At 71.0% G+C, this 15,537-nt stretch carries 14 protein-coding genes; 4 read left to right on the top strand and 10 right to left on the bottom strand.

What is annotated here, in order from left to right; translation table 11 throughout:
- The first annotated feature begins 148 nt into the window (after positions 1-148).
- Positions 149-1,441, top strand: a complete 1,293-nt coding sequence (locus ACFZDJ_RS24360; RefSeq protein ID WP_390929529.1) for a DUF3533 domain-containing protein — start codon at positions 149-151, stop codon at positions 1,439-1,441.
- A 55-nt stretch (positions 1,442-1,496) separates the two neighbouring features.
- Here the strand turns inward: ACFZDJ_RS24360 and ACFZDJ_RS24355 are convergent, their stop codons facing one another.
- From ACFZDJ_RS24355 to ACFZDJ_RS24345, 3 genes are all read right to left on the bottom strand, one after another.
- Entirely contained in the window at positions 1,497-1,982 is a 486-nt protein-coding gene (locus tag ACFZDJ_RS24355; protein WP_384925910.1) for a hypothetical protein, read from the bottom strand.
- A gap of 119 nt (positions 1,983-2,101) precedes the next feature.
- Complete coding sequence (locus ACFZDJ_RS24350) at positions 2,102-2,785, bottom strand: TetR family transcriptional regulator (RefSeq protein WP_390929532.1); 684 nt, start codon at positions 2,783-2,785, stop codon at positions 2,102-2,104.
- 6 nt (positions 2,786-2,791) lie between these two features.
- Positions 2,792-4,045 carry a cytochrome P450 gene (locus ACFZDJ_RS24345; protein WP_391061388.1) on the bottom strand — a complete coding sequence of 418 codons (1,254 nt, stop codon included), beginning with the start codon at positions 4,043-4,045 and terminating at the stop codon, positions 2,792-2,794.
- A 91-nt stretch (positions 4,046-4,136) separates the two neighbouring features.
- On the opposite strand from ACFZDJ_RS24345, the gene ACFZDJ_RS24340 reads away from it, so the two are divergent.
- The gene (locus ACFZDJ_RS24340) at positions 4,137-5,666 is read left to right on the top strand and encodes an MFS transporter (RefSeq protein WP_391061385.1); all 1,530 of its coding nucleotides are present in this window, start codon (positions 4,137-4,139) and stop codon (positions 5,664-5,666) included.
- Between the two features lie 55 nt (positions 5,667-5,721).
- Here the strand turns inward: ACFZDJ_RS24340 and ACFZDJ_RS24335 are convergent, their stop codons facing one another.
- The 3 genes from ACFZDJ_RS24335 to ACFZDJ_RS24325 all read right to left on the bottom strand — a co-directional run bounded on the left by ACFZDJ_RS24335 (position 5,722) and on the right by ACFZDJ_RS24325 (position 8,719).
- Complete coding sequence (locus tag ACFZDJ_RS24335) at positions 5,722-6,984, bottom strand: FAD-dependent oxidoreductase (protein ID WP_391061382.1); 1,263 nt, start codon at positions 6,982-6,984, stop codon at positions 5,722-5,724.
- 164 nt (positions 6,985-7,148) lie between these two features.
- Entirely contained in the window at positions 7,149-7,865 is a 717-nt protein-coding gene (locus ACFZDJ_RS24330; protein WP_391061379.1) for a winged helix-turn-helix domain-containing protein, read from the bottom strand.
- Positions 7,866-8,194: 329 nt separating this feature from the next.
- Positions 8,195-8,719 (bottom strand): MarR family transcriptional regulator, encoded by a 525-nt coding sequence (locus ACFZDJ_RS24325; RefSeq protein WP_390929540.1) that lies wholly within the window; start codon positions 8,717-8,719, stop codon positions 8,195-8,197.
- A 376-nt stretch (positions 8,720-9,095) separates the two neighbouring features.
- On the opposite strand from ACFZDJ_RS24325, the gene ACFZDJ_RS24320 reads away from it, so the two are divergent.
- Positions 9,096-10,139, top strand: a complete 1,044-nt coding sequence (locus ACFZDJ_RS24320) for a zinc-binding dehydrogenase (RefSeq protein ID WP_391061376.1) — start codon at positions 9,096-9,098, stop codon at positions 10,137-10,139.
- Positions 10,140-10,248: 109 nt separating this feature from the next.
- On the opposite strand, the gene ACFZDJ_RS24315 is transcribed toward ACFZDJ_RS24320, so the two are convergent.
- The 4 genes from ACFZDJ_RS24315 to ACFZDJ_RS24300 all read right to left on the bottom strand — a co-directional run bounded on the left by ACFZDJ_RS24315 (position 10,249) and on the right by ACFZDJ_RS24300 (position 14,110).
- Positions 10,249-11,253, bottom strand: a complete 1,005-nt coding sequence (locus tag ACFZDJ_RS24315; protein ID WP_391061373.1) for a hypothetical protein — start codon at positions 11,251-11,253, stop codon at positions 10,249-10,251.
- Positions 11,250-12,152: a helix-turn-helix domain-containing protein gene (locus ACFZDJ_RS24310; RefSeq protein ID WP_391061371.1), complete on the bottom strand. Its 903-nt coding sequence runs from the start codon at positions 12,150-12,152 to the stop codon at positions 11,250-11,252. The genes ACFZDJ_RS24315 and ACFZDJ_RS24310 overlap by 4 nt, the downstream gene beginning before the upstream one ends.
- A 61-nt stretch (positions 12,153-12,213) precedes the next feature.
- Positions 12,214-13,092 (bottom strand): hypothetical protein, encoded by an 879-nt coding sequence (locus ACFZDJ_RS24305; RefSeq protein ID WP_384925890.1) that lies wholly within the window; start codon positions 13,090-13,092, stop codon positions 12,214-12,216.
- A 64-nt stretch (positions 13,093-13,156) separates the two neighbouring features.
- Positions 13,157-14,110, bottom strand: coding sequence for a LysR substrate-binding domain-containing protein (locus tag ACFZDJ_RS24300; protein ID WP_391061367.1), 954 nt, complete (start codon positions 14,108-14,110; stop codon positions 13,157-13,159).
- Positions 14,111-14,300: 190 nt separating this feature from the next.
- Here ACFZDJ_RS24300 and ACFZDJ_RS24295 point away from each other — a divergent pair, with 190 nt between their 5' ends.
- Positions 14,301-15,503 (top strand): CoA transferase, encoded by a 1,203-nt coding sequence (locus tag ACFZDJ_RS24295; protein WP_390929551.1) that lies wholly within the window; start codon positions 14,301-14,303, stop codon positions 15,501-15,503.
- Positions 15,504-15,537 lie beyond the last annotated feature (34 nt).

Genomic DNA, 15,537 nt, shown 5'->3' with positions numbered 1-15,537 from the left:
CGGCGCTCCGTAAGAGGCCGGTGCCCCCGTGGCGCTCCGTGCGCGGCGCGTCGCTGACCGCCGCGCCGCCGCAGCCCCCATCCTGGCGTGGTACGGGCGCCCGTACCCGCCCACGCAGGTTCCGCGCCGCACCCACCCACGGAGAGCCATGGCCGCCGACAGCACGTCCACCGCCGACGACACCCCCGTCCGGGCAAGCGCCGCCGCGCTCCTGCACCGGCCGAAGCTGTGGCTGGTGCCGACCGTGCTGTGCGGGCTGCTGGCGTTCTTGCTGTCACTGCTCTACATGGGCGGCATCGTGAACCCGAACGGGGAACTGCGCCACCTGCCCATCGCCATCGTCAACACCGACCAGGGCAGACCGCTGCCCGGGCAGACCACGAACCTCGGCACACAGATCACCCGCTCGGTCACCGCCGACACCTCCGGCAAGGCCGACTGGCAACCCCTCACTCTCGCCCAGGCCCAGGACAGACTGACCTCCGGCAAGATCTACGGCGCCCTGGTCGTCCCCGCCGACTTCACGACCACCACCACCGCCCTCACCACCGCGAACGCCACCACGCGGCCCACCCTGACGGTGGTCACCAACCCCGGCATGGGCAGCCTCGGCTCCTCCCTCGCGAGCCGGATCACCCAACAGGCCGCCCAGCAGGCCTCCCTGGCCATCGGCGAGCAGCTGATGGCTTCCCCCGCCACCGCACAGGCCGACGCCACCACCCGCCTCGTGCTTGCCGACCCCGTCGCCGTGGCCACCCAGGTCGGCCACCCGATCGGGGACCACAGCGGCCTGGGACTGAGCGCGTTCTACTACACCCTGCTCCTCGTCCTCGCCGGGTTCCTCGGCGGCAACGTCATCAGCAACGGCGTCGACACCGCCCTCGGCTACGCCGACAACGAGATCGGCCCTTGGCACACCCGCCGCCCCACCGTGCCCATCAGCCGCACCCAGACGCTGCTGCTGAAGATGGCCATGACGGCCGGGATCACCGTCCTCACCACCACACTGGTCATGATCGCCACCGTCGGGATCCTCGGCATGGACGCCTCGCACCTGCCGCTGCTGTGGGTCTACTCCTACTGCGCGTCGCTGGCGGTCGGCCTGGGCGTGCAGGCCATCAACGCCGCCTTCGGGGGCATCGGCCAGCTCGTCTCCATGTTCGTGTTCATCGTCCTGGGCCTGCCCTCCTCCGGTTCCACCGTGCCCCTCGAAGCCGTCCCGGGCTTCTACCGTTTCCTGAGCGTCTTCGAACCCATGCGCCAACTCAGCGTCGGTGTCCGCGCCATCCTCTTCTTCGACGCCCGCGCCGACGCCGGCCTCACCCGCGCCTGGATCATGATCGCCGTCGGCGCCGCGCTCGCCCTCCTCTTCGGCCTCGCCATGACCCGCTACTACGACCGCAAGGGCCTGCAGCGCCTCACCCCCCAACCCTCCGACTGATCCCGCGGAAGACGTCACGCGGAGAGGGAGGACGAACCCTGAGGGCGGATTCCCGTCAAGGCCCTGTCGTGGCGTCGGAACCCCGCAGTCGCTGGACGGTTCCACCGACCTTCGCGCGCAGCGGTTCGAGGACCTTCGGCTGTGCGCTGATCGCCCAGCGCGGGCCGACGAGATAGGTGCCGCCGTAGATCGCGGCGCTGTCCAGCCAGGTCAGCTTGTAGCGCTCTTCGGGGAACGTCGTGATGAGGTAGTCGCCGGTCTCGGTGTGGCAGGCACCCTCGCGGAGTTCCGTCGCGTCGATGCGGATCGTGACCTTGCATCCGGTGAGGTTCGCGATCACCTCGACGTCCGCGGGCGCCACCACCTCGACGGCGGCGGTCTTCTTCGACGCCTTGCGCTCGTCCGCCGCCTCCTCCCCTGCGGCGTCGCAGCCCACGGCCAGGGGAAGCAGGGCGAGGCCCCCGGCGACCGCGGCCCGGCGTACGAGCCGGGTGGGGGAAGGCGTTCGGCCGAGGTGTCCTTGCCGTCGCTGCTGGGGCACGTCGTCTCTTTCCTTCTGCGGTGCGGTTCGCGCGTACTCGGCAAGGAGTACGCGGGGACGCCGGGACCTGTTCACGACGGGCCGCCAGGACGACGTCCTCCGATCCGTGTGGGGCGGGATCAGTCGCGGCAGATCTCACCGCGCTGCCGGCGCGGGCAGGGCGTGATCGGGGCCAGCCACAGCGCGACGACGGCATCGGTCAGGCCGAGTCCGGTGTCGTGCCAACTGGACCGGGGCGTGGGGGTGTTGTCGGCGAGGGCTCGCTCGCGCTCGGCACACATGTGCACCATCAGCTCCCGCGCCATGTCACTGCGCTCGGCGTGCACTTCGACCGGCAGGTCGGAAAGGCACCGGTGCAGGCGTTCGAGGACCATCCGCATCGACGGGGAGCTGAGGGTCTCGTCGATCACGATCCGGCGCAGCGCCGGGTCGGTCATCACCTGCGCGGTGAAGCGGGCGTACCAGGAGGGCCGGCCGAGCTCGGCCAGATGTTCGGTGAGGGGGCGTACGAGGCAGGTCACCCAGTCCCGGATGTCGGCGCTCTCCTCGTCGATCTCGGCGAGCAGCCGCAGGCGCACCTGCTCGATCCGCACGAAGTGCTTGCGCACGATCGCCCGCACCAGGTCGGCCTTGGTGCCGAAGTGATAGCCGACGGCGGCGTTGTTGCCCTGCCCCGCGGCCTCGCTGACCTGGCGGTTGGAGACCGCGTACACCCCTTGCTCGGCGTACAGCCGCTCCGCCGCGGTCAGGATCGACTCCCGCGTCGCACTGACCTGTTCGGCCCGTACGGTTCTGGCCGCCATGGCCGGTCACCACCTCACCGGGACTTCGCGCAGCCCTCCGACGACCAGTCCCTCGAGCCGTCGCAGCTCCTCGACCGGAACGGCCAGATCGAGCGAGGGAAGCCTACGCAGCAGTACGTCGAGGACGGCCCCCAGCTCGGTCCGGGCGAGCGCCTGTCCCAGGCAGGAGTGCGGGCCGACGCCGAACGCCAGATGGGTGTTCGGGGTACGGTCGAGGATCATCTCCCCGGCGTCCTCGAAGGCGGTCTCGTCCCGGTTCGCGGCGGCCATGCTGCACAGCACGGTGGTGCCCTTGGGCAGTACCGTGTCGCCGACCTCGGTTTCCTCGCCGATGTAACGCGGCATGCCGAGTCCCGGGTTGGCGTCCATGCGCAGCGCCTCCTCGACCGCGGGCCGCACCAGCGACGGGTCCGCGAGCAGCCGCTCCCAGTGCCGCCGGTCGGCCAGCAGCATGGCGACCATCTTCCCGATCATGTTCGCCGTGGTCTCGTGCCCGGCGACCAGCAGGCCCTGACCGGTGTACACCACCTCCTGCTCCGTGAGCCGGTATCCGGTCGGGTCGGTGGCCGTGAGGAGGTCGCTGAGCAGGTCGTCACCCGGGTACGCCCGCTTGGCGGCGACCTGGACGCTCATGTAGGCGACGAACTCGGCCTGTGCCGCGTCGATTTCCGCCTGCGCGTACTTGGTGAGGTTGAGCAGGGTGTCCGACCAGTAGGAGAACCGGTCCCGGTCCTCGTCGGGAACGCCGAGCAGATCGCAGATCACCCACACCGGCAGTGGAAAGGCCAAGTGGGCCTTCAGGTCGGCGGGTTGGCCGTGCTCCACCATGGTGTCGAGGAGGCGGTCGGCCATCGCCTCCATCCCCGGGCGCAGCGCGGCCATCCTCTTGGCGGTGAACCACTTGCTCACCATCCGCCGCCGGCGCCGGTGGGCCTCGCCGGTCCGCGGCATGGCGTTGGACATCTCGTTGTTGAAGGCCCCGCCCGATTCGGTGGCGGAGATCCGGGCGGCATCGTCCGCGTTCAGCAGGCGGCTGAAGCGGGGATCGGACAGCACCTGTCTGACGTCCGCGTAGCGGGTCAGCAGGGATGCCTCGTCGCCGCTGGGCAGGGTCACGCGCGCCACCGGGCACCGCTGTCGCAGTCTCGCCCATTCCTCGGGGGGTCCCAGCGGTGTCGCGCCGGGGATCGGGTAGGTCAACGCCGGCTCGTCGTCACGTACGTCCATCGCGGTCTCCTCCGTCTCCTCCGATTCAGCCATCTCCACACGATCAGGCAACCTCAGCCAGTAATCTAAGTCAATCAACTGACTTAAAGTCTGGCCATCGCAGCACCCAGACGGAGGCTCCGCCATGCCCGAGGCCCTTGCTCACCCCTCCGACTCCGGGACGAGCGGTCCGCCGCGGCCGGACACCGTCGTGGCGGTGCTGGCCTTCGCCGGGATCGTCGTCTCGCTGATGCAGACCCTGGTGATCCCCCTGGTCCCGGAGCTTCCCGGGTACCTGGGCGCCTCTGCCTCGGACACCACGTGGGCGATCACGGCCACCCTGCTCGCGGGCGCCGTCGCGACCCCGGTGGTGGGGCGTCTCGGCGACATGTACGGCAAGCGGCGGATGCTCCTGGCGAGCCTCGCCATGCTGGTGGCCGGATCCGCCGTGTGCGCGCTCAGCGACAGCCTGGCCCCGATGGTCGTCGGACGGACCCTGCAGGGCCTGTCGGCCGGTGTGATCGCGCTCGGGATCAGCATCATGCGCGACGAACTGCCGGCCGAGCGGCTCGGCGGGGCGACCGCGATGATGAGCGCCTCGCTGGGCATCGGTGCCGCGCTCGGTCTGCCCGCGGCCGCGTTCCTCGCCGATCACGCGGACTGGCACCTGCTGTTCTGGACCGCGGCGGGCTTCGGTGTGGTGGCGGCCGTACTCGTCGTGACGCTCGTACCCGAGTCGTCCGTGCGCACCGGCGGACGCTTCGACCTGGTGGGCGCGGCCGGGCTGTCGGTCGCGCTGCTGTGCCTGTTGCTGGCGATCTCCAAGGGGGCCGACTGGGGCTGGGCGAGCGCCACGACCCTCGCCCTGTTCACGGCGGCCGTCGCCGTACTGCTGGTGTGGGGCCGCTGGGAACTGCGTGCGGGGCAGCCGCTGGTGGATCTTCGGACCACCGCGCGGCGTCAGGTGCTGTTCACCAATCTCGCCTCCGCCGTGTTCGGCTTCTCGATGTTCGCGATGGCCCTGGTGCTGCCGCAGCTCCTGCAACTGTCGAAGGCCACCGGCTACGGCCTCGGGCAGTCGATGATGGTCGTCGGCCTGGTCATGGCGCCCAACGGTCTGGTGATGATGGCCACGGCACCGCTGTCCGCGCGGATCTCCAAGGCCAAGGGGCCCAAGGTGACGCTGATGCTCGGCGCCCTCGTGGTCGCCGCCGGCTACGGCCTCAGCGTCACGATGATGTCCGCCATCTGGCAGCTCGTCCTCGTCTCCAGCATCATCGGGGCCGGCGTCGGGCTCGCCTACGGCGCGATGCCCTCGCTCGTCATGGGAGCCGTGCCGGTGTCGGAAACCGCCGCGGCCAACAGCCTCAACACGCTGATGCGGTCCATCGGCACCTCGGTCTCCAGCGCGGTCGCGGGTGTCACCCTGGCCCAGATGACCACGACGTTCGGCCCCGCGGCCCTGCCCTCGGAGAACGCCTTCCGGGTGGTCATGGCCATCGGCTCCGGCGCCGCCCTGGTCGCCTTCGGCTTCGCCGCCTGCCTGCCCCGCCGAAGCCCGCTCGCCGGCACCCCGTCGAATCCGGTGACCGGGGAGCCGTCCACGCCCGCGGACACTTCCGCGGGCGCTTCGACGGACACTTCGGCGGGTACGGCCGTGGAGACGAGGCCGTAGGCCGCGGGCCGACGGGGCCCGCGTGGCGACACGCGGGCCCGCCTGCGGGCGGTGCTCAGAACGACGGCTCGCCGTGGACGACCTCCTTGGCATCGGCGTCCGTCGCCCATGCCCACGCCCGTATCGCCTCGTGCCAGCTGGTGCCGGTGGCAATGGCCTGCCGCCAGGGACGCATGGCCTTCGGCGGCATGCCGACCGCGAGGGCTCCGGCCAGCCGGTCACCGGTGCGGTAGATGGCCAGGAACCGACGCTCGCTCATCTCGCCCTCCACCACGACGATCTCGTCGTGCCCGCGCAGATGGCCGAACGCCTGCACCTTCATGTCGTACTGGTCCGACCAGAAGTACGGCATCGGGGCGAAGGGCCTGCGGGCCTCGGGGTGGAGCAGGTTGTAGGCGGCGGTGCCGCCCTGCTCGGCGGCATTGGTCCGGTGCTCGATCCGCATCGACGTACCGAACAACGGGTTGTACCAACGGGCGACGTCCCCCGCCCCGTACACCCCCGGCCCGGCCGCGCAGAACTGGTCGCACACCAGGCCGTCGGCCACCTTGAGGCCGCTGCCCTCGAGCCACCCGGTGTTCGGCACACACCCGATCGCGACCAACACCTCGTCGGCGTCCACGAGTTCACCGCCCGCGAGCCGCACACCGTCCTCCGTCACCTCGGTGACGATCACACCGGTCCGTAGATCGACGCCGTGCTCCAGGTGGGCCGCCGAGAACACCCGTCCGACCTCCTCGCCCACCGCGTGCGCCAGCGCAACCGGTGCCGGTTCGAGAAGCGTGACCTCCGCGCCCATGCCGCGCGCCACGGCGGCGGCCTCCGCACCGAGGAACCCGGCACCGACGATCACGAGTCGCCGCCCGTGCCCCAGCCGTTCCCGGAGGGTGAGCGCGTCGTCCACCGTGCGCAGTACGTGCGCGCCCTCGCCGGGGAGCCTGCGCGGGCGCACCCCGGTGGCCACGATCAGACCGTCGTACGACAGGTGTGTGCCGTCGGCGAGCAGGACCGTACGGGCGGCCGCGTCGAGAGCCGTCGCGGCGACCCCCAGTCTCAGATCGAGATCGAGCCCGTCCAACTCCGCCTGCGCGCGCAGCGCCAGCCATTCGGGCTCCCACTGCGCGCCGAGGACCTGCTTCGACAGCGGCGGCCGGTCGTACGGCGCGTGCGCCTCCTCACCGACCAGGGTGAGCGTGCCGTCGTACCCCTCCCTGCGCAGTGTCTCCACCGCCGCGAGCCCGGCGGTCGAGGCGCCGACGACCAGAATCCGCCTCGCCTGTCCATCAGCCGGATCACCACGCCTTTGTGTGTCGGCCATGTCACTCCTCGGTCGTGGGGTCCGACCTCAGCCGCAGGCCGGAACAAGCCAGTCGAAGACCCGGTTGTAGACCTGGTTGAGCCCAGGCAACCGAACCGGGCTGACGCCTTCCGGCCTTTTCCCTGACTTCAAGCTGACGTGATCGAGGTCACACGGTTGCGGTATCAGAGGGTGGCGCGACCTAACCAGTAGCCGAAGCCCCGGCGGGTGTGGATGAGGGCCGGTTCCTCCTGGTTCACCTTGCGTCGAAGGCGGGACACGAGCTTCTCGATCGCGTTCTCGGCACGGACCTCACCCCAGACGTGCCGGCTGATCTGGTTCTTCGAGAAGACCTGTTCCGCGTTGACCAGCAGATGCCGCAGCAGCCGATACTCGGCGGGGGTGAGATCGAGCGCCCGCTGTCCGCGCCGCGCCTGACAGGCCGCGTCGTCGAGGACCAGGTCGCCATAGTGCGGCGAGCCGTCCCCGCGCCCCGCGCCCCTGCCGCGCAGCAGTACCTGCACCCGGGCCAGCACCTCGGCGATCCGGAAGGGCTTGGTGACGTAGTCCACCTCGCCCAGGCCGAGATCGGGGATGAGACTGCCCAGGGAGTCGCACTCGGTGAGGAACAGCACGGGCGGCCGCCCGGTGGGCGCGAGCCGGTGCCTGCGGGGGACGCCGCCCAGGTCGGTCGTCATCGCGTCGAGGACCACCAGGTCGAAGCGGTGCTCAGCGAGCTGGGCCGTCAACTCGGCGCCGTCGGCCGCGACTTTGACGTGATAGCCCGCCAATTCCAGTGTGGTCGACAGCAGTTCGATGATTTCGGGGCCCTCGACGACCACGAGGACATGCTGACCCTGCCCACGCACCGGCGACCGCCGCTCACTCACGTATCCGTACATGGAAAGACCATTCGTGACATGGAAAGACCATTCGTGTAGGGCCGAACTTCACGCGGGAGCGACACCGGGCGACGAGAGGAGCGCGGTCCGAGGTCTCCGCCGGCCGCCGTGCGGCGGGGGCGGTACGTCGGACGCGTACGAGTGAGTGGGAACGGTGCACTCACGGGGGCTCCTCCACGGGTCCCCGAAGGGACGTCCGCCACCGTGGAGTGTGCCGCGGCACTTCTGAGCGGGCTCCAGGGGCGGCACTTCCGAGTGGTCGGGCTGGGGGTGGTGCGGGTTGCCGCGGGCGGTTCGGCGGGGTGCGTGGGTTGCTGTTGAACGGTGGATCAGGCCGGGTGGGCAGCCCCGGCGGCCTCCCGGGGGGTCTCCTCGTCCTCGATGGCGTAGGAGAGGAAGTCGTCCACCATCCGGTGGAACAGGCCGGCGAGCTGCCGCAACTCCTGCGGCGACCAGTCCGCCAGAGCCATCTGCATACCGCGCGTACTCGCCTCGCGGATGCGGTGGACCGCTTCCTCGCCTGCCGGGGTGATCTGAATGCGCTGCGCACGGCGGTCGTCGGGGTCCGGAACCCGGGTCACGAGACCGGCCTTCTGCAGTTGCTGCACCTGCCGGGTGATGTGGGACGCCTCCACGGCAAGACGGGCCGCCAGCTCGCCGGGACGCATGGGCTCGGAGTCGGCGATCTGCCGCAGCAGCGCCGTCGCAGCGCGGTCCAGCGCCACTCCGGCCAGCGCCATCAGCCGATCGTGCTGGCGGATCCCTCTGGCCAGATAGGTGATGCGGCTCAGGGCACGCTCGATCTCCATCATGGCGGTCGAGACGGGGACGTCTGCGGGCGGGAGTGTGGGCATGGGCCCAGTCTAACATCTGATTGCCTGAGTCAAGTAACTTAGAAACCATTTGCTTGACTCAAGTACTTCACATATGTTTGCCTGACTCAAGTAAGCCAGTGGCCGACACACAGACCGGGGCCTCCTCGAGCGGAGGCGGCCTCGCCGCGCCGAACCCGTGGGGACGGGGGACGGCGCAGCCCCGGGCCCGGCGGCCGGTTCACTCCCCCCGTCCGCCGCCGGGCCCGAGGGCACCGATCCGCGTCATCTCTCCCCTGTCCGCCGTCTGATGACGGCCCCTGAATCCGATCGGGTCGCGAACCGCGCGCACCGGTCCCGGCTCGTCCGAGCCAGAAGCAAGCAACTGTCGCAGCGTCTTCAGAAAGTGAATCCCTCCATGGCCACCATGAAGTCCGTACAGACCGGCCCCGTCAACGCCATCGACATCGTCGAGGTCGAGCGCCCCGTACCCGGTCCCAAGGACGTCCTCATGCGCATCCGCGCCTGTGGCATCTGTGGAACCGACACCTTCTTCCTGCACATCGGCGGCGCGCCCTTCGGCCCCGACGGCTCCATGGTCTCCATCCCCCTCGGTCACGAGCCCGCGGGTGAGATCGTCGAGGTCGGCGCCGAGGTCGAGGACCTGAAGGTGGGCGACCGTGTGGTGGTCAACCCCCAGGACGCCCCTTCCGGCATCATCGGCTGCGGCGGCAAGTACGGCGCCCTCACCGAGTACCTCCTCATCGAGAACGCCGAGATCGGCAAGAGCGTCGCCGTGTTCCCCGGGACCGTTCCCTTCGACGTCGCGGCCCTCAACGAGCCCATGGCCGTGGCCCGCCACTGCGTCAACCGGTCCGGGGCCGGGCCGACCGACAAGGTCGTGATCTTCGGCGCCGGTCCGATCGGTCTCGGCGCGGCGATCTGGCTGAAGCTGCGGGGCGTCCGGCACGTCACGGTCGCCGACGTCATCCCCGAGCGCCTGGAGACCGCGCTCGCCGTCGGTGCCGACGCCGTCATCAACTCCGCCGAGGAGAACGTGACCGAGCGGCTGACCGAGCTGCACGGCCAGGCCGCGAACGCGCTCGGGCAGCCCCGTCCCGACACCGACATCTACATCGACGCGGCCGGTGTCGCCGCCGTCATCAACACCACGGTCGAGTCGGCGAAGTGGGGGGCCAAGCTGGTCATGGTGGCCGTGCAGAAGAAGTCCGACGCGATCGATCTCGGCGGGATGCTCCGCAGTGAGCTGACGCTCATCGCCTCGCAGGGCTACCCCACCGAGATCTTCGAGGTCACCCCCGAACTCGTCGAGCACCACGAGCGCTTCGCCAAGCTCATCAGCCACCGTGTCCCCTTCGGTGACGCCAAGCACGCGTTCGAGCTCGCGCTGACACCCGGTGCGGCGGAGAAGGTCGTCGTGACCTTCGACGACGAGCGGTAGTCCCGCGGAGCTTTGTCGGGTGCGGGTGCGTGGGGGCTGGTCGAGCAGTGCCCGCGCCCCTCAAAGACCGGGGCGCGGGCACTGCTCGAGGAGTTGAGACTCGGACGAACTACTTCCGGCTCCTTCCGATCGACGCGGGAGCCAGCAGCAGGTTGGGGTCGGTGGACGTGGTGTAGGCGGCGCTGAGCACGTAGAGCGTGCCTCGGCGCAGCGCGACGGAGGTCGGGTTCTGCAGGCCGTCGGCGGCGGTGAGCACGGTCGACGAGGTGCCGTCGCGGCGGATGCGTACGACCGTGCCGGGGCCGTTGAGCGCGGCCAGGATCTCGTCGCCGTGGCCGGTGAAGGCGAAGTCGTCGATGCCGGTGAGATCCGTCGCCCGGATCCGGACGGGGCCGGGCTCGCCGCCCGGGCCGAACGGGATGCGCAGCACGGTGCCCCGGTCGAGGTTGGTCGCCCACAGCGCGTTGTCGTGGATCTTCAGACCGTTGACGCCGAGGAAGCCGGTCGAGGCGAGTTCGGGGGCGGCGGACCAGGTGGCCGGTTCAATATCGGTGGAACCCTTCGTGGGGACGGTGTAGATCTTCCCCAGTACGGAGTCGGCGGCGTAGAGCCTGCCGCGGTGTTCGTCCAGCACCAGTCCGTTGGGCAGGCCGTCCGCGGGGAGGCCGGCGATGCGCTGCGGGGTGCCGCCCGGGCGCAGCCGCCACAGGCCGGTCAGGTCGGAAGTGCCGGTGGCGTAGAGGAAGTACAGCGTTCCGTCGTGGGCGCGGGCGATGCCGGTGGTCAGGGCGAAGCCGAGGACCGGGGTGTGCACTCCGCCGTCGGCGGGGGCCGGCAGGGTGGCCAGGACGCGGGTCGCGCCCGCTGTGGTGACAGCGGCCACCTGCCGGGCGGCCGCGAAGGTGACGTCGGCCGTGCCGTCGGGCTCCAGCGCGATGTTCTCCGGCATCTGCCCCCGTGCCAGGTCGAAGTGCGCGGCGATACGGGGCTTCGCGAGCGGCCCGGTGGAGGCCCCCGCGGGGGACGCGGTGAGGGCGGTCACTACGGTCATTCCGGCGGCCGTGACCGTGCAGGCGAGTGCGGTCAGTGTGCGTGCGGTCAGTTTCTTTCTCATGCTTCTTTCGCTGTTTCCTTCGCGATGGTTTTCGGGCGCACGGTGGACGGGCCGGCCGCCGCCGTGCTGTGGGTGAGGAGGGTCATGGCGGCCCGGGACGGCGAGTCGGCCTCGGTGGTCGCGACGACGACGTACTGTCCCTGTTCGGTGTGCAGTGTCTGCTGGGTGACGTCCATGGCGCCGACCAGCGGATGCCGCATCGCGTAGACCGCGACGTCACTGGTCTTGACCCGGTGGTCGGCCCACATCGCTGCGAACTCGGCACTGTTGAGGGTCAGTTCACCGACGAGCGAGGCGAGTGCCGGGTCGTCGGGGTACTGCCCGGACGCCAGGCGCAAGGTCCCCACGACGGCTCTGGCCTTGGCCGGCCAGTCCGCGTACAGATCGCGCGTGTGGGCGTCGAGGAACACCAGCCGGGCCATGTTGGGACGGTCACCCGGCCGGTCCGGGCCGTCCGGGTCGAGGTGTCCGGCGTACAGCGCGTGCCCCGCGCGGTTCCACGCCAGTACGTCGCTGTACCGGCCCGTCACCACCACGGGCACCTCCGGGAGCACGCCCAGGAGTTGGGCGACCGCGGGTGAGACCCGTTCCGGCGCCGGGCGGCGCGTTCGGGGCCGGCGCCGGGCTCCGGCGGACAGTTCCCGCAGGTGCCGTCGTTCGGCCTCGCTCAGCCGCAATGCCTGGGCGATCGCGTCCAGGACGTCCGGGGAGGCCTGGGACTGCCCCTGCTCCAGCCGCGCGTAGTACGACTCGCTCACCCCGGCGAGCCGGGCCAGTTCCTCGCGCCGCAGTCCCGGCACGCGACGGCGTTCGCCGTACGTGACCACGCCGAGGTCCTCGGGCCGCAGTTGCGAGCGGCGCGCCCGCAGGAACTCACCCAGCTGTCGTTTTCCGTCCATGCGCCGAGTATTGGGCTCCTCCGCGAGGGCCGGCCACACCCTGATCGGGATACCCGAGGGCTCAGCGCTCGGTGAACGTCACCTCGGCCGTGGCGTGCGCGGCGTCCCGGTGGGTGGCGACGGACAGGTCGGCGCGGTCGTCGCGGGACGTCCCGCGGGCCAGCAGGTGTTCGCCGGCGAAGACGGGGCTGCGCAGCCGGTAGGACAGGGAACGGACCTGCCGGGAGGGGGCGTCGCGGCGCACCAGTTCCAGCATCAGGAGGGCCAGGAGCGGGCCGTGCACGACGAGCCCGGGATAGCCCTCGACGTCCCGGGCGTACGGCGCGTCGTAGTGGATGCGGTGGGCGTTCGCGGTGAGCGCGCTGAACCGGAACAGCAGGGGCGGGTCGGGGTGCAGGGGAAGGTGCCAGTGGCCGTCCGGCCGGGGTGCCGCCGAGGGGTCGAGTGCCGCCTGGGTGTGGGGAGTCGAAGTACGGCCGGAACGGTAGACGAGGTCCTGTTCCTCGATGAGACAGGTACGGCCGCGCTGGCGGAGTTCGTGGCGCTGGGTCACGAAGAGGAGTTCGCCGCTCCTGCCCCGCTTGGCGGTCACGGTCCCCAGGCTGCTGACGCGCTCGGCGCGCTCGCCGAGGCGCAGCGGCTCCTCGACCGTGCACCGCCCTCCGGCGACCATCCGCTGCCGGTCGGGGATCGGCGGGAGGAAGTGCCCGTGCCGGGGGTGGCCGTCGGCTCCGAGGTCCCGCTGGGCCGGCCAGCGCAGGAAGTAGAGCCAGTGCCACAGGGGCGGCAGGGGGTCGCCGGTGGTGGCGACGGGTGCGGGCTCGTCCAGGAGGGCCGACAGCGCGGCGACCGGGGCGGCGGACAGGTCGTCCACGTCGGTCACCGCCTCGGGAGCCCATGACTCCACGGAGGACCGGAGCGGGCCTGGGGTGCGCTGCATGCCTCCATCATGTGCGCTGATGGACGAAGTCGGACAATGGAGGGTTCTGATGCCTCTTCGCACTTCACTCCCCCTCGGTCGCCGCGCCCTGCGCGAGCAGCTGTGCGGCGGGCCATCTGCCCTCGTGTACGGCCGTGCGGACCTGGCGGGTCAGCTCGCGGGCGACGACCTCGACGGCCGGTGGGGTACGCCCCGTCCTCGGCATCCCGAGGACGATCGAGCGCCACACGTCCGGCTCGGTCAGCGGCGCGGCGCTCAGGGTGCCCGCGGCGACGTCCTCGGCAATACCCACGCCCGGCAGGATCGTCCAGCCGTGACCGGCCAGGACGAGCCGCTTCTGTACGCGCATGGAGTTGGTCTGCACGGCCACGTCCAGCTTCGCTCCGGCACGGGCGGCGGCCCCGTCGATCAGGCTGCGCAGCGCGTGACCTGCCGTGGGCATCACCAGCGGGTGGGCGGCTACCCGCGCGAAGGCGACGGGCCGTTCGGGGCGCAGGCCGCCGTCCGGCGGCGCGACGGCCCACAGGTGCTCGCGGACGAGGGGATGGGCGTTCAGCGACGGGGTGCCGGCCAGGTTGTAGAGCAGGCTCAGGTCCAGGTCGCCGTCGTCGAGCCACTGCTGGAGATGGCCGGAGTACGCGGTCATCAGGCGCAGTTCGATACCGGGCCGGTCGCGGGCGAGGGCGGACACGAGCGGCTCCGCCAGCAGGTCGGTCGCGCTCTCCAGGAGACCCACGGTCACGATGCCGGTGACCGCCCCCGGGGCCGGCTGGATCTCGGCGCGGGCCCGCTCCAGTTCGTTCAGGGCGCGGCGGGCGCGTTCGACCATGAGGGTGCCGGCCTCGGTGGGGCGCATGCCCTGGCGGGTGCGCTCGAACAGGGCGACGCCGAGTTCCTCCTCCAGCGTGCGGATCTGCCGGGTGACCGCGGGCTGGACCAGGTGCAGCAGTTCCGCCGCCCGCGTGACGCTGCCGACCTCGGCGACGGTCACGAGCGCCTTGAGCTGCTTCACGTCCACCGCTGCCTCCCGTGCATCCGTGTCCCCGCACGCGCATCCGCAGCTTCGGCGGCGCCCACATCCGTATCCGTATCCGCATCCGGTATGGAGCCATCAGGTCTTGCTATTTCACCGAGGCCTCCATGAGCGACCATGATGGCATCACGGCCGCGTCGCCGCGGTCTCCCGGCCAGCCTCTGGAGGTCGCCCCATGACCGAGCTCTCCGAAGCGCTTCCGCTCTCCGGTATCACCGTCGTCAGCGTCGAACAGGCGGTGGCGGCGCCCTACGCCACCCGTCAGCTGGCCGACCTCGGCGCCCGGGTGATCAAGGTGGAACGCCCGGGAGGCGGGGACTTCGCCCGTCGCTACGACACCACCGTGCACGGCGAGTCCAGCTACTTCGTCTGGCTCAACCGCTCCAAGGAGTCCCTGACCCTGGACCTGAAGTCGGCCCGGGGCCGGGACATCCTGGAGCGGCTCCTCGCCGGTGCCGACGTCTTCGTCCAGAACCTGGCGCCTGGCGCGGCCACCCGGCTGGGACTTGGCGCCCCGGCGCTGCGGGAGCGGTATCCGTCTCTGATCCCGTGCACCATCTCCGGATACGGGACCAGCGGGCCCTGGGCCGATCGCAAGGCGTACGACCTGCTCGTGCAGTGCCAGACCGGGCTGGTCTCCCTGACGGGGAACGAGCACGGGTCCGCCCGGGCCGGGGTGTCGATCGCCGACATCGCGGCCGGGATGTACGCCTACTCGGGCGTCCTCACCGCCCTGTTCACGCGCGCCACCACGGGAGTCGCCCGCGCGGTGGAGGTCTCGCTGTTCGAGGCGCTGGCGGAGTGGATGGGGCAGCCGGCGTACTACACGCGCCACGGCGGCACCCAGCCGCCACGGCTCGGTACCCAGCACGCCACCATCGCCCCGTACGGCGCCTACCCCGCGGCCGACGGCAAGGACGTGCTCTTCTCGATCCAGAACGAGCGCGAGTGGGCGGCGCTGTGCGAGCGGTTCCTGGGGCGCCCTGACCTCGTCGACGACCCGCGTTTCGCCACCGGCTCGGACCGCGTGTCCCACCGGGAGGAGCTGAACGCGATCGTGGCCGAGCGGTTCCGCGCGCTGGACAGTCAGGAGGCGATGAAGCTGCTGGACTCGGCGGCCATCGCCAACTCCGGTGTGAACACGGTCGAGGAGTTCCTCACCCACCCCGTACTCGAGGAGCGCGACCGCTGGCAGGACGTACGACTGCCCGGGGGCGCGGGGCCGGTGCCGGCGCTGCTGCCGCCCGTCGACCTGAGCGGGGTCACTCCCCGTATGGACGCCGTTCCCGCCGTCGGCGAGCACACCGACACGATCCTGACCGCGCTGGGACACAGCGCGGCCGACATCGACGCCCTCCGGGCCGACGGCGTCGTCTGAATCCCCGGCCCGGCGCTTCCTCTCCTCCCCTCCC

Origin of the sequence: Streptomyces sp. NPDC007896 (assembly GCF_042959425.1) — a bacterium.
Taxonomy (GTDB): Bacteria; Actinomycetota; Actinomycetes; order Streptomycetales; family Streptomycetaceae; genus Streptomyces.
Note: the sequence above shows the minus strand (reverse complement) of the source record. Positions and strands in the feature narration are given on the sequence as shown.

What these genes read in the sequence shown, in the direction of transcription:
- ACFZDJ_RS24360 (WP_390929529.1), top strand. Translation starts at nt 149, where the DNA reads ATGGCCGCCGACAGCACGTCCACCGCCGACGACACCCCCGTCCGGGCA.
- ACFZDJ_RS24350 (WP_390929532.1), bottom strand. Translation starts at nt 2,785, where the DNA reads ATGGCGGCCAGAACCGTACGGGCCGAACAGGTCAGTGCGACGCGGGAG.
- ACFZDJ_RS24345 (WP_391061388.1), bottom strand. Translation starts at nt 4,045, where the DNA reads ATGGCTGAATCGGAGGAGACGGAGGAGACCGCGATGGACGTACGTGAC.
- ACFZDJ_RS24340 (WP_391061385.1), top strand. Translation starts at nt 4,137, where the DNA reads ATGCCCGAGGCCCTTGCTCACCCCTCCGACTCCGGGACGAGCGGTCCG.
- ACFZDJ_RS24335 (WP_391061382.1), bottom strand. Translation starts at nt 6,984, where the DNA reads ATGGCCGACACACAAAGGCGTGGTGATCCGGCTGATGGACAGGCGAGG.
- ACFZDJ_RS24330 (WP_391061379.1), bottom strand. Translation starts at nt 7,865, where the DNA reads ATGTACGGATACGTGAGTGAGCGGCGGTCGCCGGTGCGTGGGCAGGGT.
- ACFZDJ_RS24325 (WP_390929540.1), bottom strand. Translation starts at nt 8,719, where the DNA reads ATGCCCACACTCCCGCCCGCAGACGTCCCCGTCTCGACCGCCATGATG.
- ACFZDJ_RS24320 (WP_391061376.1), top strand. Translation starts at nt 9,096, where the DNA reads ATGGCCACCATGAAGTCCGTACAGACCGGCCCCGTCAACGCCATCGAC.
- ACFZDJ_RS24315 (WP_391061373.1), bottom strand. Translation starts at nt 11,253, where the DNA reads ATGAGAAAGAAACTGACCGCACGCACACTGACCGCACTCGCCTGCACG.
- ACFZDJ_RS24310 (WP_391061371.1), bottom strand. Translation starts at nt 12,152, where the DNA reads ATGGACGGAAAACGACAGCTGGGTGAGTTCCTGCGGGCGCGCCGCTCG.
- ACFZDJ_RS24305 (WP_384925890.1), bottom strand. Translation starts at nt 13,092, where the DNA reads ATGCAGCGCACCCCAGGCCCGCTCCGGTCCTCCGTGGAGTCATGGGCT.
- ACFZDJ_RS24295 (WP_390929551.1), top strand. Translation starts at nt 14,301, where the DNA reads ATGACCGAGCTCTCCGAAGCGCTTCCGCTCTCCGGTATCACCGTCGTC.